The organism is Xanthomonas sp. CPBF 426 (assembly GCF_903989465.1).
GTDB lineage: Bacteria > Pseudomonadota > Gammaproteobacteria > Xanthomonadales > Xanthomonadaceae > Xanthomonas > Xanthomonas euroxanthea.
The window spans coordinates 1,635,009-1,650,752 of sequence record NZ_LR861805.1 but is presented as its reverse complement, the minus strand read 5'-3'; the positions used below and the strand labels follow the sequence as shown (position 1 = coordinate 1,650,752).

At 67.5% G+C, this 15,744-nt stretch carries 15 protein-coding genes; 8 read left to right on the top strand and 7 right to left on the bottom strand.

All coding sequences use genetic code 11. The annotated features are described in order from the left end of the window. Window positions 1-73: 73 nt before the first annotated feature. From H7A87_RS07045 to H7A87_RS07015, 7 genes are read left to right on the top strand one after another with little or no spacing between them, the layout of a single operon-like run. On the top strand, window positions 74-1,072 hold the full coding sequence (locus H7A87_RS07045; protein ID WP_119129003.1) for a fatty acid desaturase: 999 nt from the start codon (window positions 74-76) through the stop codon (window positions 1,070-1,072). Beyond that, window positions 1,069-2,319, top strand: a complete 1,251-nt coding sequence (locus H7A87_RS07040; protein ID WP_119129002.1) for an FAD-dependent oxidoreductase — start codon at window positions 1,069-1,071, stop codon at window positions 2,317-2,319. Before H7A87_RS07045 ends, H7A87_RS07040 begins: the two co-directional genes overlap by 4 nt. Next, window positions 2,319-3,224, top strand: a complete 906-nt coding sequence (locus H7A87_RS07035; protein WP_119129001.1) for a DUF1365 domain-containing protein — start codon at window positions 2,319-2,321, stop codon at window positions 3,222-3,224. The genes H7A87_RS07040 and H7A87_RS07035 overlap by 1 nt, the downstream gene beginning before the upstream one ends. After that, window positions 3,221-4,516, top strand: a complete 1,296-nt coding sequence (locus H7A87_RS07030) for a cyclopropane-fatty-acyl-phospholipid synthase family protein (RefSeq protein ID WP_115676576.1) — start codon at window positions 3,221-3,223, stop codon at window positions 4,514-4,516. The genes H7A87_RS07035 and H7A87_RS07030 overlap by 4 nt, the downstream gene beginning before the upstream one ends. Then, window positions 4,513-5,058, top strand: coding sequence for a DUF2878 domain-containing protein (locus H7A87_RS07025; RefSeq protein ID WP_119129000.1), 546 nt, complete (start codon window positions 4,513-4,515; stop codon window positions 5,056-5,058). The genes H7A87_RS07030 and H7A87_RS07025 overlap by 4 nt, the downstream gene beginning before the upstream one ends. Continuing rightward, window positions 5,055-5,837 (top strand): DUF1295 domain-containing protein, encoded by a 783-nt coding sequence (locus H7A87_RS07020; RefSeq protein ID WP_119128999.1) that lies wholly within the window; start codon window positions 5,055-5,057, stop codon window positions 5,835-5,837. The genes H7A87_RS07025 and H7A87_RS07020 overlap by 4 nt, the downstream gene beginning before the upstream one ends. Before the next feature lie 17 nt (window positions 5,838-5,854). Further along, a complete protein-coding gene (locus H7A87_RS07015; RefSeq protein WP_119128998.1) occupies window positions 5,855-6,925 on the top strand; it encodes a cyclopropane-fatty-acyl-phospholipid synthase family protein in 1,071 nt (356 codons plus the stop codon). 232 nt (window positions 6,926-7,157) lie between these two features. On the opposite strand, the gene H7A87_RS07010 is transcribed toward H7A87_RS07015, so the two are convergent. Both H7A87_RS07010 and H7A87_RS07005 read right to left on the bottom strand, forming a co-directional pair. Further along, entirely contained in the window at window positions 7,158-7,505 is a 348-nt protein-coding gene (locus tag H7A87_RS07010) for a RidA family protein (protein ID WP_104583431.1), read from the bottom strand. Window positions 7,506-7,515: 10 nt separating this feature from the next. After that, a complete protein-coding gene (locus H7A87_RS07005; protein WP_119128997.1) occupies window positions 7,516-8,223 on the bottom strand; it encodes a DUF998 domain-containing protein in 708 nt (235 codons plus the stop codon). A 261-nt stretch (window positions 8,224-8,484) separates the two neighbouring features. Here H7A87_RS07005 and mprF point away from each other — a divergent pair, with 261 nt between their 5' ends. Further along, the gene (gene mprF, locus H7A87_RS07000; protein WP_119128996.1) at window positions 8,485-11,049 is read left to right on the top strand and encodes a bifunctional lysylphosphatidylglycerol flippase/synthetase MprF; all 2,565 of its coding nucleotides are present in this window, start codon (window positions 8,485-8,487) and stop codon (window positions 11,047-11,049) included. 1,025 nt (window positions 11,050-12,074) lie between these two features. On the opposite strand, the gene H7A87_RS06995 is transcribed toward mprF, so the two are convergent. The 5 genes from H7A87_RS06995 to H7A87_RS06975 form a co-directional block, all read right to left on the bottom strand. Beyond that, window positions 12,075-13,448, bottom strand: a complete 1,374-nt coding sequence (locus H7A87_RS06995) for an AcvB/VirJ family lysyl-phosphatidylglycerol hydrolase (RefSeq protein WP_119128994.1) — start codon at window positions 13,446-13,448, stop codon at window positions 12,075-12,077. 69 nt (window positions 13,449-13,517) lie between these two features. Beyond that, window positions 13,518-13,700, bottom strand: a complete 183-nt coding sequence (locus H7A87_RS06990) for an oxidoreductase-like domain-containing protein (RefSeq protein ID WP_104648309.1) — start codon at window positions 13,698-13,700, stop codon at window positions 13,518-13,520. A gap of 62 nt (window positions 13,701-13,762) precedes the next feature. Further along, window positions 13,763-14,371 (bottom strand): hypothetical protein, encoded by a 609-nt coding sequence (locus H7A87_RS06985; RefSeq protein ID WP_119128993.1) that lies wholly within the window; start codon window positions 14,369-14,371, stop codon window positions 13,763-13,765. Window positions 14,372-14,406: 35 nt separating this feature from the next. After that, window positions 14,407-15,009: an RNA 2',3'-cyclic phosphodiesterase gene (gene thpR, locus H7A87_RS06980; RefSeq protein ID WP_104648307.1), complete on the bottom strand. Its 603-nt coding sequence runs from the start codon at window positions 15,007-15,009 to the stop codon at window positions 14,407-14,409. A gap of 255 nt (window positions 15,010-15,264) precedes the next feature. Then, a complete protein-coding gene (locus tag H7A87_RS06975; protein WP_016903501.1) occupies window positions 15,265-15,720 on the bottom strand; it encodes a PA2169 family four-helix-bundle protein in 456 nt (151 codons plus the stop codon). Between the last annotated feature and the right edge of the window lie 24 nt (window positions 15,721-15,744).

Sequence of the window (15,744 nt, the reverse complement as noted above, 5' to 3'; positions counted from 1 at the left end):
GATCGAACGCGCTGGTGCATCTGTTTACCGGCAGCGTCCGTAAAGGGTCACCACTACACACGGAGAACCACGCGTGCCGAGTACTGGCTTTGACCCACATGCCGCGCCGCCGCAGCCTGCCGACACCCGCCGACGTGGGTGGATCGCAGCGCGTACAGGCAGCCTGCGTCGTTGGGTGGATTCGCAAACCGACGAACCGCTGGACGAAGCACGCGCAGACCGTATCGACTGGCTGCGTGCCCTGCCCTTCATCGCGCTGCACCTGGCCTGCCTGGCGGTCCTGTGGGTCGGTGCGTCCTGGTTCGCGGTCGGCATGGCGGTGGCGTTGTACGCGCTGCGCATGTTTGCGCTGACCGGGTTCTACCACCGCTATTTCTCGCACCGCGCGTTCAAGACCTCGCGCGTGCTGCAGTTCGTGTTCGCGGCCATCGGCGCCACCTGCGTGCAGCGCGGGCCGCTGTGGTGGGCCGCGCATCATCGCAATCATCACCGCCACACCGACACCGGCCGCGATCCGCATTCGCCGGCGCAGCACGGCTTCTGGTGGAGCCATACCGGCTGGTTCCTGACCCCGCGCAACTTCCGCACCGACTGGGAGGTCATCCCGGACCTGCGCCGCTTTGCCGAGCTGCGTTTTCTGGACCGCTTCGACATCGTGATGCCGGTGTTGCTGGCAACCGGGCTATACCTGCTCGGCGACTGGCTGGCGGTTGCCGCGCCCGCATTGAAGACCAATGGCGCGCAACTGCTGGTATGGGGCTTTGTGATCTCCACCGTGGCGTTGTTCCATGCCACCTTCACCATCAATTCGCTGGCACATCGCTTCGGCAGCCGGCGTTTCGACACCCGCGACGACAGCCGCAACAACTGGCTGCTGGCGCTGCTCACCTTCGGCGAAGGCTGGCACAACAATCACCACTTCTATCCCGGCTCGGCGCGCCAGGGGCTGCGCTGGTGGGAGTACGACCTCACCTGGTACGGGCTCACCGTGATGTCGTGGGTGGGCTTGGTCTGGGACCTCAAGCCGATGCCGACATCGCTCACGCAACGTGCCGAGCGGGTGAGCCGATGAGCGAGGGCAGGATTGCCGTGGTCGGCAGCGGGATCGCCGGCCTGGGCGCGGCGTGGCTGCTGTCGCGCCGCTACGAGGTCACCTTGTTCGAGGCCGCCGATTATCTGGGTGGACATACGCACACCCACGACATCCAGCTGGACGGCCAACGCTATGCGGTGGACAGCGGCTTCATCGTGTTCAACCCGCAGCACTATCCGCTGCTCACGCGCATGTTCGCCGAGCTGGACGTGGCCGCGCAGCCGACCACGATGAGCTTCTCGGTGCACGACGCGCGCAGCGGGCTCGAATACAACGCCGGCAGCCTGGGCGGGCTGTTCTGCCAGCGCAGCAATCTGCTCAGCCCGCGCTTCTGGGGCATGCTGGCCGACCTGCGTCGCTTCTATCGGCAAGCGCCGGCGGTGCTGCACAGCCAGGAGCGCTTCAGCACGCTGGGCGCGTATCTGCAGCGGCATGGGTATTCGGCGGCGTTTCGCGACCAGCATCTGGTGCCGATGGCCTCGGCATTGTGGTCATCGCCCTCGCAGCGCATCCTCGAATTCCCGATGGGCCAGCTGATCGGCTTCATGGCCAACCACCACATGCTGCAGCTCAGCGGGCGTCCGCAGTGGCAGGTGGTGCGTGGTGGATCCAGCAGCTACGTGCGTGCGCTGCGCCGGCGCTGGCAGGTGCTCGAGCGCCTGTCCACGCCGGTGCATGCGATCCGCCGCGCGCCCAACGGTGTGGTGCTCAGTTCCCTACGTGGCGAAGAGCACTTCGACAACGTGGTGCTCGCCTGCCATGCCGACGACGCGCTGGCCTTGCTCAGCGACGCCTCCGCAGCCGAGCGGCAGGTCCTGGGCGGCATCACCTACCAGGACAACGACACCGTCCTGCACACCGACGCCAGCGTGCTGCCGCGCGATCGCCGCGCCTGGGCGGCGTGGAATGCGCATGTGCCGGCCGACCCGCAGGCGCCGTGCACGGTGAGTTACTGGATGAACGCCCTGCAGTCGCTCAACGCGCCGCAGCCGTTCATCGTCAGCCTCAATCGCAACCACGACATCGCCCCGGACAAGGTGCTGCGGCGCATGCGCTACCGCCACCCGGTGCAGAACGCGGCCGCCCTCGCCGCGCAGACGCGCAAGGCCGAGATCCAGGGCGTGCAGCACACCTGGTTTGCCGGCGCGGCCTGGGGCTTCGGCTTCCATGAAGACGGCCTGCGCAGCGGCGTGGATGTGGCCCATGGCCTGGGAGTGGACTGGTGATGCAGCTGCTGCGCGACGCCAGCCCCGATGCGGTACCGCTGCCTCCCGGCGAGGACAGCGGTGCCGTCAGCGGGGTGGGCGCGATGCGCAGCGCGATCTATACCGGTTGGGTGCGGCACCGCCGGTTTGCGCCCAGGCCGCTGGCGTTTCGCTACCGGCTGTTTCTGATGTACCTGGATCTGTCCGAGCTCGATGCGGTGTTTGCGCGGCGCTGGCTATGGTCGGTGGGGCGCGCCAATCTGGCGCAGTTCCGGCGCAGCGATTATCTCGGTGACCCGGACATTCCGCTGGACCAGGCGGTGCGCGACTGCGTGCAGGCCCAGACCGGCGAGCGCCCCGATGGCGCGATCCGCCTGCTCACGCATCTGCGCTACTTCGGTCATGTGTTCAACCCGGTCAGCTTCTACTACTGCTTCGATCGCCACGGGGGCCTGCGCTGGGTCGTTGCGGAAATCACCAATACGCCGTGGCAGCAGCGCCACACCTACGTGCTGCCGGTCGCGCAGGCGCGCACGCATCGCCAGGTGCATGCCTGGCGCTTCGACAAGCGCTTCCACGTCTCGCCCTTCATGGGCATGCAGCACCAGTACGACTGGCGTTTCAGCGTGCCCGAGGCGCAATTGCGCGTGCATATGGATGTGCTGGATGCGCCTGGCGGCGACGCGCCGGGCGGCAGCCCCGCGGCCGAGGCCGATGGCGCAGGCAGCGGTGCACGCCGCTTCGATGCCACCCTGGTCCTGCAGCGCCAGCCGCTCAACGCGCGCACCCTGGCACGCACGCTGCTGGCCTATCCCTTGATGACCGTGCAGGTGGTGCTGGCCATCCACTGGCAGGCCCTGCGCCTGTGGCTGCGCGGCAACCCGGTCCACGATCACCCTCATCCGCCTGTGCGAGAACCCCGATGAACGCCACGTCCCTGCCCGACACCGCTGCGCCGCGCGCGGCTTCCTGGACGGACCGCCTGTTGCGCAAGCGCCTGCTGGCCACGCTCGGCGAGCTGCGCGATGGACAATTGCAGCTGCACGAAGCCGACGGCGTCACCACCCTCGGCAACGCCAGTGGCGCCGATGCGCTGCAGGTGCAGTTGCGTGTCATCGACCCCGGCTTCTATCGCCAGGCCGCGCTCAACGGCAGCGTCGGTGCCGGCGAGTCGTACATGGATGGGCAGTGGCACTGCGACGACCTGGTCGCCTTGATGCGCCTGCTGCTGCGCAATCGCGACCGCCTGGATGCGATGGAAACCGGCACCGCGCGGCTGGGCGGCTGGGCGATGCGCAGCCTGCATGCGTTCGCACGCAATACCCGCAGCGGCAGCCGGCGCAACATCGCCGCGCACTACGACCTGGGCAACCCGTTGTTCCGCCTGTTTCTCGACGAGAACCTGATGTATTCCTCGGCGATCTTCGTCGATGGCGAAGAGGCCCAGGGCGAGGCGGCCCTGGAGCGCGCAGCCACGCGCAAGCTCGAACGCATCTGCCAGAAACTGCAGCTTGGCCCGCAGCACCACGTGGTGGAAATCGGCACCGGCTGGGGCGGCTTCGCGCTGCACGCTGCACGCGCGCACGGCTGCCGCGTCACCACCACCACCATCTCACGCGAGCAGTTCGAACTGGCCACCCAGCGCATCGCCGCGGCCGGCCTGAGCGACCGGGTCACGGTGTTGTTGCGCGACTATCGCGATCTGGACGGCCGCTATGACCGGGTGGTGTCGATCGAGATGATCGAGGCCATCGGCCATCAGTATCTGGACACCTATTTCGCCAAGGTCGGCAGCTTGCTGGCCGACGACGGCCAGGCGCTGATCCAGGCCATCACCATCGAAGACCATCGCTATGCGCAGGCCTTGCGCTCGGTGGACTTCATCAAGCGGCATATCTTCCCCGGCAGCTTCATTCCATCGGTGGCGGCGATGACCGGCGCGATCGCGCGCGCCAGCGACCTGCGCCTGTTCAACCTGGAAGACATCGGGCCGAGCTATGCGTTGACGCTGCGCGCCTGGCGCCAGCGCTTCATGGCGCAGCTGCCGCAGGTGCGCGCGCTCGGCTATGACGAGCGCTTCATCCGCATGTGGGAGTTCTATCTGGCCTATTGCGAAGCTGGTTTCTTGGAGCGCTCGATTGGCGATGTGCATCTATGGCTGAGCAAGCCGGGTGCGCGCCCGCCGCAGTTCGTGCCCGGCCTTCCCGTTGACGCATGAAGCAGCTCGGCAACTATCTGGGCCTGCAGGTGCTGTGGCTGGTGGCCGTCAGCGCGGCCGCGCAGGCGCGCATCTGGCCTACCCTGCTGGTGCTGGCGCTGTTCGCGCTGTATCAGCTGTGGCCGTCGCGGCGTGCGCCGGGCGATCCGCAGCTGCTGGTCGCCGCGCTGTCGCTGGGCCTGCTGCTGGACACCACGCTGGCGGCGGGCGGCTGGGTGCGTTACGCCGCGCCGTGGCCGGGCACGTTGCTGGCGCCGGCCTGGATCCTGGCGTTGTGGCTGGGCTTTGCGCTCACGCTCAACCATTCGCTGGCATCGGTGATGCAGCGGCCATGGCTGGCGGTGCTGCTGGGCGCGATTTTCGGTCCGTTTTCGTACTGGCTGGCACAACGCGGCTGGCAGGCGGTGGAATTCCGGCCGCCACAGTTGCAGGCGGTGGTCGCAGTCGGCATCGGCTGGGGCCTGGCCTGCGGCGTGTTGTCGCTGTATGCACGCCGCCTGGCGCGACCATCGCCTGACCATCCGAGGGGAGAACTGCAATGAATGCCTGGCCGCTGCTGCATGTGGGCGTGTTTGCGAGTGTGGTGATGGTGGTCGGCTGGCTGTGGCAACGCCGCAGCGGCAATGCCGGCCCGGTCGATGTGCTGTGGGCCGCGTGCCTGGCCCTGGCTGCGCCGTATTGCGCGTGGATGTCCGATGGCGCGCTGCTGCCGCGCGTGCTGGTCGCCGTGCTCGGCGGTGTCTGGGGCGCGCGCCTGGCGCTGCATCTGGGCGTGCGTGTGTTCGGCGACCCGCATGAAGATGGCCGTTATCGTGCCTTGCGCGAGCACTGGAACGGCGACCAACGCAAGTTCCTGGGCTTTTTCCTGGCGCAGGCAGTCGTGGTGGTGCTGTTTTGTGTGCCGTTTCTGGCCGCTGCCAGCAATCCGAATCCGGCCTGGAGCGCGTGGAGCACCCTGGCGATCGCGGTGTGGTTGATCGCGGTCGGTGGCGAAGCCCTCGCCGACCGGCAACTGTCTGCGCACAAGGCCAACCCGGCCAATCGCGGCGTCACCTGCCGCAGCGGCTTGTGGCGATATTCGCGCCATCCCAATTATTTCTTCGAGTTCGTGCACTGGTTCGCTTACCTGGCGCTGGCCGTCGGTGCCGGGCCATGGCCGCTCGCCCTGGCCGCGCTGGGGCCGGTGGTGATGTTCGTGTTCCTGTATCGCTTCACCGGCATTCCCTACACCGAGCAGCAGGCGCTGCGCTCGCGTGGTGAGGACTATGCGCAATACCAGCGCAGCACCAGCGCGTTTTTCCCGCTTCCCCCTTCGTCCTGAGTCGCCTGGAGAGTCGTATGTCCACCATCACCGTTCCGCCCTCCTCGCTGCCCGAAGAATCCGGCGCGACCCGGCTGGCCGAATCCGGCGTGCTCCCCGACGCCGCATTGCGTTACGGCATCCGCCGGTTGTGCGCGCAGCGCCTGCGCGATGAGCGCACCGGCGGTGCCGATGCCAGCGGCGAGCGCCAACGTGCCTTCATCGACAGCCTGCGTGCCAGCGCGATCGCCATCGAAACCGATGCGGCCAATCGCCAGCACTACGAGTTGCCGCCGCAGTTCTTCACCCTGTGCCTGGGCCGCCGGCTCAAGTACAGCAGCTGCTACTGGGACGCCACCACGCCGGATCTGGATGCTGCCGAAGAACGCATGCTGGCGCTGTACGGTGAGCGCGCCGAACTGGCCGACGGCCAACGCATCCTGGAGCTGGGCTGCGGCTGGGGCTCGCTGACCTTGTGGATGGCCGAGCGCTATCCCGGCGCCACCATCACCGCGGTGTCCAACTCGCGTCCGCAGCGCGCGCACATTCTGGAGCAGTGCCGGGTGCGCGGATTGAGCAACGTGCAGGTCATCACTGCCGACGTCAACGCGCTGGCGCTGCCGCCGGGCAACTTCGACCGCGTGGTGTCGGTGGAGATGTTCGAGCACATGCGCAATTACCGCGAGCTGCTGGCGCGCGTCGGCAGCTGGCTGGCGCCGGGCGGCAAGCTGTTCGTGCATATCTTCTGCCATCGCGACCTGGCCTACCCGTTCGAGGTGGCCGGCGAAGACAACTGGATGGGGCGGCATTTCTTCACCGGTGGGCTGATGCCGGCGGCCGATACCCTGCTGCATTTCCAGCAGGACGTGGTCATCGAACAGCGCTGGGTGCTGTCGGGCGAGCATTACGAAAAAACCGCCAACGCCTGGCTGGAGAACCAGGACCGCCACCGCGCCCAGATCATGCCGCTGCTGAAGCAGACCTACGGCGAGGATGCGCAGCGCTGGTGGCAGCGCTGGCGGATGTTCTGGCTGGCCTGCGCCGAATTGTTCGGTTACGACCAGGGTCGCGAGTGGGGTGTGGCGCACTATCGCTTCGTCAAACGCTGATCACCGCGCGCGGCCCGGGACGCCATCGCGGCCCGCCTGGGTGAACGCGAATATCCCGGCTTTCCGGTCGTGCCGGCGAACCGGCAGGCGGGTTGGCGCCACGGCCATGCCAGCGCGCCATCCGGGGGTTTGCACTGTCTGCTGACAACGCTGCGATGCGATGCGCAACGCTTGCGCGCAGACGATGCCATCGGCGCGCGCGATCGCCCCGCGACCGCGCGCCGCCCTGCGGTCAGCTTGCCGCAGCGGTGATCACGATTTCCACCTTCCATTCCGGCCGCGCCAATTTGGCTTCGACCGTGGCGCGCGCGGGGGTGAAGCCGTGCGGCACCCATTCGTCCCAGGCCGCGTTCATGCCGTCGAAATCGGCGATGTCGGCCAGGAAGATTTCCGCACGCAGGATCTTGGTCTTGTCGCTGGCCGCCTGCGCGAGCAGCTTGTCGATTTCGCCCAGCACCTGGCGGGTCTGCCCGGTGATGTCTTCGCTGGTGTCTTCGGCTACCTGGCCGGCCAGATAGCACACGCCGCCATGGACGGTCATTTCCGACATCCGCGGACCCGTTTCGAATCGCTGCAACATTTCAGACTTCCTACGGTTGATTGACCCGGGCATTGTCCCGCGAATGCGGCAAACGTGCAGCCCCGGCGCGCGGGTGCTGCGCCAACCACGCCCCCACCCGCACCATCCAGGCCACGATCAGCACGATGGCGCTCTTCTGGCTGATGCCCAGCGGCACGCTGCTGACCGTGACGTGGACCAGCAACACCGCAAATGCGCTCAGCCCCAGGCCAGACGCGGTGGTGAAGCGGCCCCGCCACACCCGGTCGCGGCGGAAATACCACGATTGCAGCAACACCGCCGCGATCACGCACAGAAACGTCATGTCGGCCGAGAGCAGATGCACCAGCATGGCCGCGTCGGGCGCCAGCTCCGGCATCCAGCTATCGCCGATCGACACCATGCTCAGGCCCAGCGCCGCGCTCCAGAACAGCGCCACCACCGTGCGGCTGCGCGCGGGCGGCGCAAGTGCCGCCTGCAGGCCCGGCGCCATCCACGCCATCGTGGCAGCCAGCACGCAGTAGGCCGTGCGTAACAGCAGGCCGTGGTCGCCGTGCAGATAGGCGCTGAGCTGTGCGTCGATCCAGTCCAGATCCCCACGCAGCCATTGCAACAGCAGAATCAATCCGATGAAGGCCATGCCCGTGCAGGCGGCGACTGCGCCGGCCTGCACGGCCCAGCGTGGCGGGCACGACGGCCCGGGCGGCATCGCGGTGCCGGTGTGGTGTCGATCGTCCATCAATTGCCTGTCTGTGGTGCAACGGTCATCGTGTCCAGGTGGGTCGCCTGCGGCACGTGGTCGCGGCGATGCCCTATGATGCGCGCGGCCGTCCTGAGCCGACACCTGTCGGCGCGACCGAAGCCTGCGTTCACCTCATTGGGCATCCACGCGATCACCCTGCATGTACCTTGACACCGACCGGCCCATGCAGACCAACCGCCCGCACGGCACGCACCATGCATGTGCCCTTCTTCCCCTCCAGCAGATCCCGTTTCCCTCATGACGGATACCTCCGTGTCTTCTCAAGCGCCGGCCAACGGCTGGCGCCGCGCCTTGCCGGTGATCATCAGCCTGGCGATCCTGGCGATGGCGCTGCACGCGCTGTCGGGACAATTCACCGACCACGGCTATCGGCAGATCCGCCAGGCGTTCCGTGCCTTGGGTGCCGGCCAGATCGCGCTCACCTTGCTGCTGGGCTTGAGCAGCTACGCCTGTCTGGTGGGCTTTGACTGGGTCGGGCTCAAGCGCACCGGCAAGCGGCTGCACCCGGCGCGCGTGGGCATCACCGCCTTCATGGCGCACGCGGTGGGGCAGACGCTGGGCTTTGCCGCACTCACCGGCGGCGCGGTCCGCCTGCGCGGCTATGGTAGCGTCGGGCTGACCCTGGCCGAGATCGGCCAGGTGGTGCTGATGAGCACACTGGGCTTCGTCTTCGGCGCCTGGGTGTTGCTTGGCCTGGCGCTGATGCTGGAACCGGAAGCGGCCGCGCGTGCACTGCCGATCACCGCAGAAGGCATCCGCATCGCCGGTATCGCCTTGCTGGTCGGCTACGTTGCGATGCTGGGACTGGTTGGCAGGCAGGGCCGCGAATTCGGGATTGGCCGTCATCGCTTCTGGTTGCCCGACCGCACCACGGTGCTCGGCGTCACCGCGCTGAGCGTGGTCGAGCTGGGCCTGGCGGCCGCCGCGTTCTACGTGCTGCTGCCGCCGGACCCGGGCACCGGCTACTTCGGTTTCATCGGGATCTGGCTGGTGGCGGTGGTCGCCGGGCTGATCTCCACGGTGCCGGCCGGGTTGGGCGTGTTCGAGTGGAGCCTGCTCAAGCTGTTGCCGCATGTCACCCCGGCTGCGGTGCTGGCCGCCGCGCTGGCCTACCGGGTCACCTACTACATCGTGCCGCTGCTGATCTCGGTGGCGATGGCGGCAGCCTCCGGCCTGGGCGCACCGGTGCGCGCCAGCGCCAGCACCGCACGCACCGTGTGGAAGGCCCTGCGCCCCTGGTTGCCGCAGATCCTGGCGTTGGCAGTGTTTGCGGTGGGCGCGGCGCTGGTCATCGACGGCACCTTGCCGACCCCGCGCGCGCGCCAGGAAGTGGCGCCGCTGCCGCTGATCGAGACCTCGCATCTGCTGGTCAGCCTGGGCGGCATGGTGCTGCTGCTGATCGGCCAGGGCCTGCAACGCCGCAGCCATGCGGCCTGGGTGCTGGCACTGGGCGTGTGCATCCTGCTGCCGCCGCTGTCGCTGTTGCGCGGCAGCCATATCTCGGTGTCGCTGTCGGCGGCGCTGGCCGCGGTCGCGCTGTGGGCGGCACGGCGCGAGTTCTACCGCCAGGGCGCGCTGCTGGACGAAGCCTGGTCGTGGCGCTGGCTGAGCAACCTCGGCCTGGTGCTGGTGGCCACGTTCTGGCTGTTGTTCTTCGTCTACAGCCATGTCGAATACAGCAACGACCTGTGGTGGGAATTCGCCACCTCGGCCAACGCGCCACGTGCGCTGCGCGCGGCGTTGATCCTGTGCGTGGGCGTGATCGTGTTCGGCATGGCGCGCCTGCTGCGTGGCGGCCGCCGCCCGATGCCGGCCGCCGATGCCCAGACCCTGCAGACGCTGGCGCCGGTCCTGGCCAGCAGTACCGACACCCAGGCCTGCCTGGCGCTGACCGGCGACAAGGCGTTCCTGCTCGACGAGCAGGGGCGTGGGTTTGTGATGATGCAGCGTTACGGCGGCTCGCTGATCTCGATGGGCGACCCGGTCGGCACGCCCGAGGTCGCACGCGCACTGATCTGGCGCTTCCGCGAAGAGGCCGACCATATGGGCCTGCGCCCGGTGTTCTACCAGGTCGGCGAAAAATACTGGCAGACCTATCTGGACATGGGCCTGACCCTCGTCAAACTGGGCGAAGAGGCGATCGTGCCGCTGGAAGGCTTCACCCTGGAAGGCCGCGACCGCGCCGATCTGCGCCAGGCCTGGAACCGCGGCAAGCGCGGCGGCCTGACCTTCCGCATGCTGCAGCCCGAGCAGGTGGATGCGGTACTGCCGCGCCTGACCGAAGTGTCCGAGCAATGGCTGGAAGAAAAATCCGGCGAAGAGAAGGGCTTCTCGCTGGGCAGCTTCGATGCGGACTATCTGCGCCGCTTCCCGGTGGCAGTGGCCGAGGCGGAAGGCCAGATCGTGGCCTTCGCCAACGTGTGGCAAGCGCCGGCCGGCGGCGAGCTGTCGGTGGACCTGATGCGGCACAGCGCGCAGGCGCCCAAGGGCACGATGGATTTCCTGTTCATCGAGCTGTTCCTGTGGGGGCAAGCCAACGGCTATACGCGCTTCTCGTTGGGCATGGCGCCGCTGTCGGGCCTGGCCGAGCATCGCCTGGCCGGCCGCTGGAATCGCTTTGCCAGCCTGGTCGCGCGTCACGGCGAGCGCTTCTATGGCTTCAGCGGCTTGCGTCGCTTCAAATCGAAGTTCGCCCCGACCTGGCGCCCGCGCTACCTGGTCGCGCCGGGCGGCATGCATCTGCCAGCCGCATTGCTGGATGTCACCCGATTGATCTCGGTGGATCCCGGCCGCCAGGAGTAACACCACACAGGGCCTGCGGTTTTCATGCGAATGCGTCGGTCTATGGCGGGCGCCTGCACGTGTGCCTGCGCGTGTGCCTGAAGGCATTGCTTGTTGGAGAGCGGTAGCGATATTGGGAGCGTGGTGCCGCGTCCGGGGGCGGGACCGTGTGGCGGCATGGATGCCGCCACCGAGCCTCAAGGGACGGATCTACAGCGTGTCCCGACACCGGATGCGGCGCCGCGCCACCGGCCGACTCCGTACACCGATCAATTGCGCACTAAATCCGTCCGCTTCATGCGAATGCTTCGGTCTGCTGCGGGCGCTTGCACGCGTACCGGCGTGGGACACGCCGCAAGTACGTCCGTGTAAGCTCTGGCGCGGCATCCATGCCGCTCAAGGTCCCACACCGGCACGCGCGCAAGCACCACCGGTTGCTGTCGGTTGCGGAAGGAAGAGCACTGCTTGGTCGAGTGGGCGTGGCTCGGATCGTGTTTTTAGCTGGCACTGCAAAGATCAAACGTCGAGGCGGTCTCAACGACATGAAGCGCCAACTCCGCAGGCACGATGACTGCCTGAAAGCAGTGCTCGCCGATCAGCACTAGCCATATTGGGAGCGTGGTGCCGCGTCCGGGGGCGGGACCGTGTGGCGGCATGGATGCCGCCACCGAGCCTACATGGACGTACTTGCGGCGTGTCCCGACACCGGATGCGGCGCCGCGCCGCCGACCGACTCCGCGCACCGACCAACCCTGCGCATGAGATCTGCCGGTGCTACGTAGAAGCTTCGGTCTACGGCGGGCGCTTGCACGCGTACCGGCGTGGGACACGCCGCAAGTACGTCCTTGTAGGCTCTGGCGCGGCATCCATGCCGCTCAAGGTCCCACGCCGACACGCGCGCAAGCACCGCCGGTTGCTGTCGGTCGCGGAGAAAAATGCCAAGCGCCTGCCGAGCTGCAGGCGGCCGAACCGAACGGCGACGACCAGGTTGTTGACATGCGTCAGCCGGAAGTCGGCTGACGCATGGGCAAAAATGCACTGCTCGCTTATGGCTTCGACAGTGCGTGCAACTGCTCCATGATCACCTTGGCCAGGGTCGCGTAATCGCCCTTGAAGTGGTGATCGCCCGGCAGCGCGACCCGCTTGGCGGCTTGTGGCGGCAGGCTCGGGCAGAGCGCATCCTGGTCGTCCTGGCCGTAGATGCAGACGGTGGTGCCGGCGGGCAGTCGCTGCACTTCCGGCGCAATCGGCAGGCCATCGTCGTCCGAACCCAGCCAGTTGCTGACGTGGAATTCGTAATCGGCCAGCTTGCCTACCGACAACAGCGCGGTCATGCGCAGGTTCTGCTTGGTCTGCGCCGGCAGCGTGTTGATCGCGGCCGGCAATACGTCCGCGCCCTGCGAGAAGCCGATCAGCACCACCCGCTGGCGTTGCCAGCGCTGCGCATAGAAACGCGCGATGCGATCCAGGTCGGTCGCAAAGCCCTGCGGTGTACGCTCAGTCCAGAAGTAACGCAGCGAATCCAGGCCGACCACCGGGATGCCTTGCGCGGCCAGCGCATCGGCCACCTCTTCGTCCAGGCCTGCCCAGCCGCCATCGCCGGAGACGAAGATCACGAAGGTGTCGTCGTCGCTGTCGCCGTCCGGCTTGGCCGGCACTTCCACCACCGGCAGATCTTCCAGCCCGCCCGGCGGTGGCGGCAAGGCCACGCCCTTCTGCTCGCCCAGCGAGCGTGCCGCAGCGCGCAGGCCCGGCAGGATGTCGCCTCGCGCCGAACGCGTAAAAGTGCGTGCCTGCGGCACCTGCTTGAGGAAGCTGTCTTCGGCGGCGGCCGGGCACCGCTTGTCCTGGCTCCCGGCAAGCACCCAGGGAATCTGCAGCGGCACCGGCAGCAGCGTGTTGCTGCCCGGGCGCACGCCCGGCTGGCAGATCGCCTGATCGGATACCGTGGCGGGGCACAGCCCATCGGTCAGCAGGCCGGCCAGCACATGCGGCTTGGCTTGCGCCCCGATCGCATAGGCCAGCGCGGCCCCCTCGCCGTCGCCGACCAGCAGCGGCAGGCGGTAGGTGGGCACGTGGTAGAAGGCCTGCACGTAGCGCGAGAAATTCTCCACATCGCCGACCGAGAACGCGCAGGTGCCGCCGGCCTTGCGCAGCACCGCATACAGATGCGCGGTATCCACCATCGCCACCATCGCGCCATCGGCACGCAGGCTTTCCGCCTGCGTCTGCCGCTTGACGTTGTTGCCGGTGCCGCTCAGCCAGATCACCACGCGCTGCGGCTCGCCCTTGGGCATCAGCACCGGCACCTGCTCGAAGCGGCCGTGGCTCACTGGCTGCGTCGTCTGCGCAGCCGCCATGCCCGATAGCGTCAACATCGCCGCGCCGCAGAGCGCGCTCCACATCTCAAGTCGTCGCATGTCGCACCATCGGAAAGAGTGGTTCAAAGATAATCGCTCCGGGCGGCCACGCGAAGCGCGGCGCTTCGCTTATCGCGCATGTGCCTGCTGCCGCGCTTCCCAGGCGGCCAACGCCTGCCGGTAGCGCGCCAGTTCCTCCGCGTACAGATCGTGCACGCACAACGGGCAACCGCTCTCGCAGCACTCGTTGGGTGCAGGCGGCTCGGGCGGCTGCGGGCGTGGATCATGATCGGGAGCGACGCGGTCGTGCATGTGCGCATTGTAGCGTGCGCCACCAGCGCGCCCGGATGAACCGCCTGGCCCCGTGTGCCGGGTCAGCGCCCCAGCCGCCGCCGCAGATTGGCCCGTGCCGCAGCGTCGTAGCGCGCATGGAAGTCGTCGCTCAGAAAGATGCGCGGACGCTCCAGCAGGCCGGCCAGGAACCGCCTGCGATTGAGCCGGAACAACAGGCTGGGCACATTCCCGCGGTATTCGACGGCAATGGCCTGGTCGTAGGCATCGAACACCGCCGCCGGTGCGGCCAGGATCGCCATGTCGCAATCCAGGAACAACGCCGCTTCGGCATCCACATCCGACGGCTGCAGTTGTCCGTGGCGCGCGGTCAGCAGGATCAGGTGCTGCACGCGCTGCAGATCCACCGACACCTGCGGCCACCAGCGCGGGATGCAGTCCGCCGCCCACCTGGCCGACTCCGCCTCGTTGTCGCTGCGCCCGGGTTGATACACCGCATCGTGGAACAGCACCGCCAACCAGACTTCGACCGGCTGCTGCCAGCCCGGCCCGGCGGCGACCTCGGCGTAATGCTGCAGCAGCGCGCGCACATGACCGAAGTGGTGATAGGCGCGCGGCGGCGTGGCATAGGCCTGTTCGAGCGCGGCCAGGTGCTCGGGCTGCAATGGCAGTGGTGTGGTGGTGGCGTCCATGCACGCAGGCTACCGCGGACGCACCTGCCCGCGCATCAGCGCAGCGACCACTGCCCTTCGAGCTGGTAACGCGACTGGCCCAGAAAGCTGCGCACCAGCGCGAACTCGCGCACCGTCCACGCCAGCGCCTCGCAGCGCCGTTGCGGCAACGACTGGTTGCAATACAGCAGCGTCATATGCGGCGTGTACTGCGCATCGCCGGCAATGCCCGCATGCGCAAGTTGCCGACCCAGCGCGCCCTGCAGTTCGTACAGCCCGCGCACCTTGTCTTCGCCACGCAGCACGCACGGCAGCTGCGAACGTCGTCCCCCGAAGGTGCCCACCCGATCGAACTCCACCGCGAACGCGTCCATTGCCACGCGCTCAGCCGCCTGACTGGCACGGCTCACCAACGACGGCGGCAAGCCGCCCGCGTAATCCCCCAGATGATGCAGGGTCACATGCAAGCGTTCGCGCGCCAGCGGCCTGCCATCGACCTGGCCACCATGCAGCAGCCCATCGGCAATCGCTGCGGCGCGCTGGGCAGTCGATGCATCGGCCATCACCGCGAAGAACAGGCGCTCGGTGGTCTTCTCCTCGCCAAGGCCAAGCGACAGCTGCGCCTCGGCCGAGGACAGGTACAGGAACTGCTGTTTCATGGGCTGATTCCACGACCGCGTACGCGGACCTGCCGGAAGAAGGGCGGCGGATACTAGCAGACCAACTGCGTGCGTGACACGCCTTCAACATCCACGCCACAACGTGGAACGCGCGCAATGCGTGGAACAAGAACTGCGTGTCACTGGCTGCGCGTGGCACAAAAAGAAACGGGCAGCTCGCGCTGCCCGTTTCCGCCTTTATCGGTTCACTCCACAAGCTGCATCACGGGGATGTGCCTGGGTCACGCGCGCAGGTTATGCGGCGCTCTTCATCGCATGCTTGCGGTTACGCATCACGTCATGACAGGCGCGCACTTCCGGCAGCAGACGCAGTGCGGCGTCGCGTGCGGCGGCCGGGGTGTCCTGATCGGCGATGGTTTCATCGAATGCCTTCAGCAAACGATCTTCGGACTCTTCCAGTTCGGCCACATAGCCATACTTGGTGTCGCCCAGGGTTGCGCGCACCTTGCCGTAGAACTGCTGCATGCTGCCGACCATGGTGCCGCTGGTTTCCGGCTTGCCACCGACCGAGGCGACGACGCTGCTCAGGTTGCTGACGATGTCGGACTTCACACCGGCGATGCGGCGGAACAGCGTTGCAAGTTCCGCATCGCCCACCTTGGCAGCAGCTTCTTCGTAGAAGTCCTTGCCGTCGCGGGAAATGGCGATGAGGTCGTTGAGGCTGTGCTCGGTCTTGCTCTGAATGCTCATGTGTCGCTCCTGGTTACGATGGGC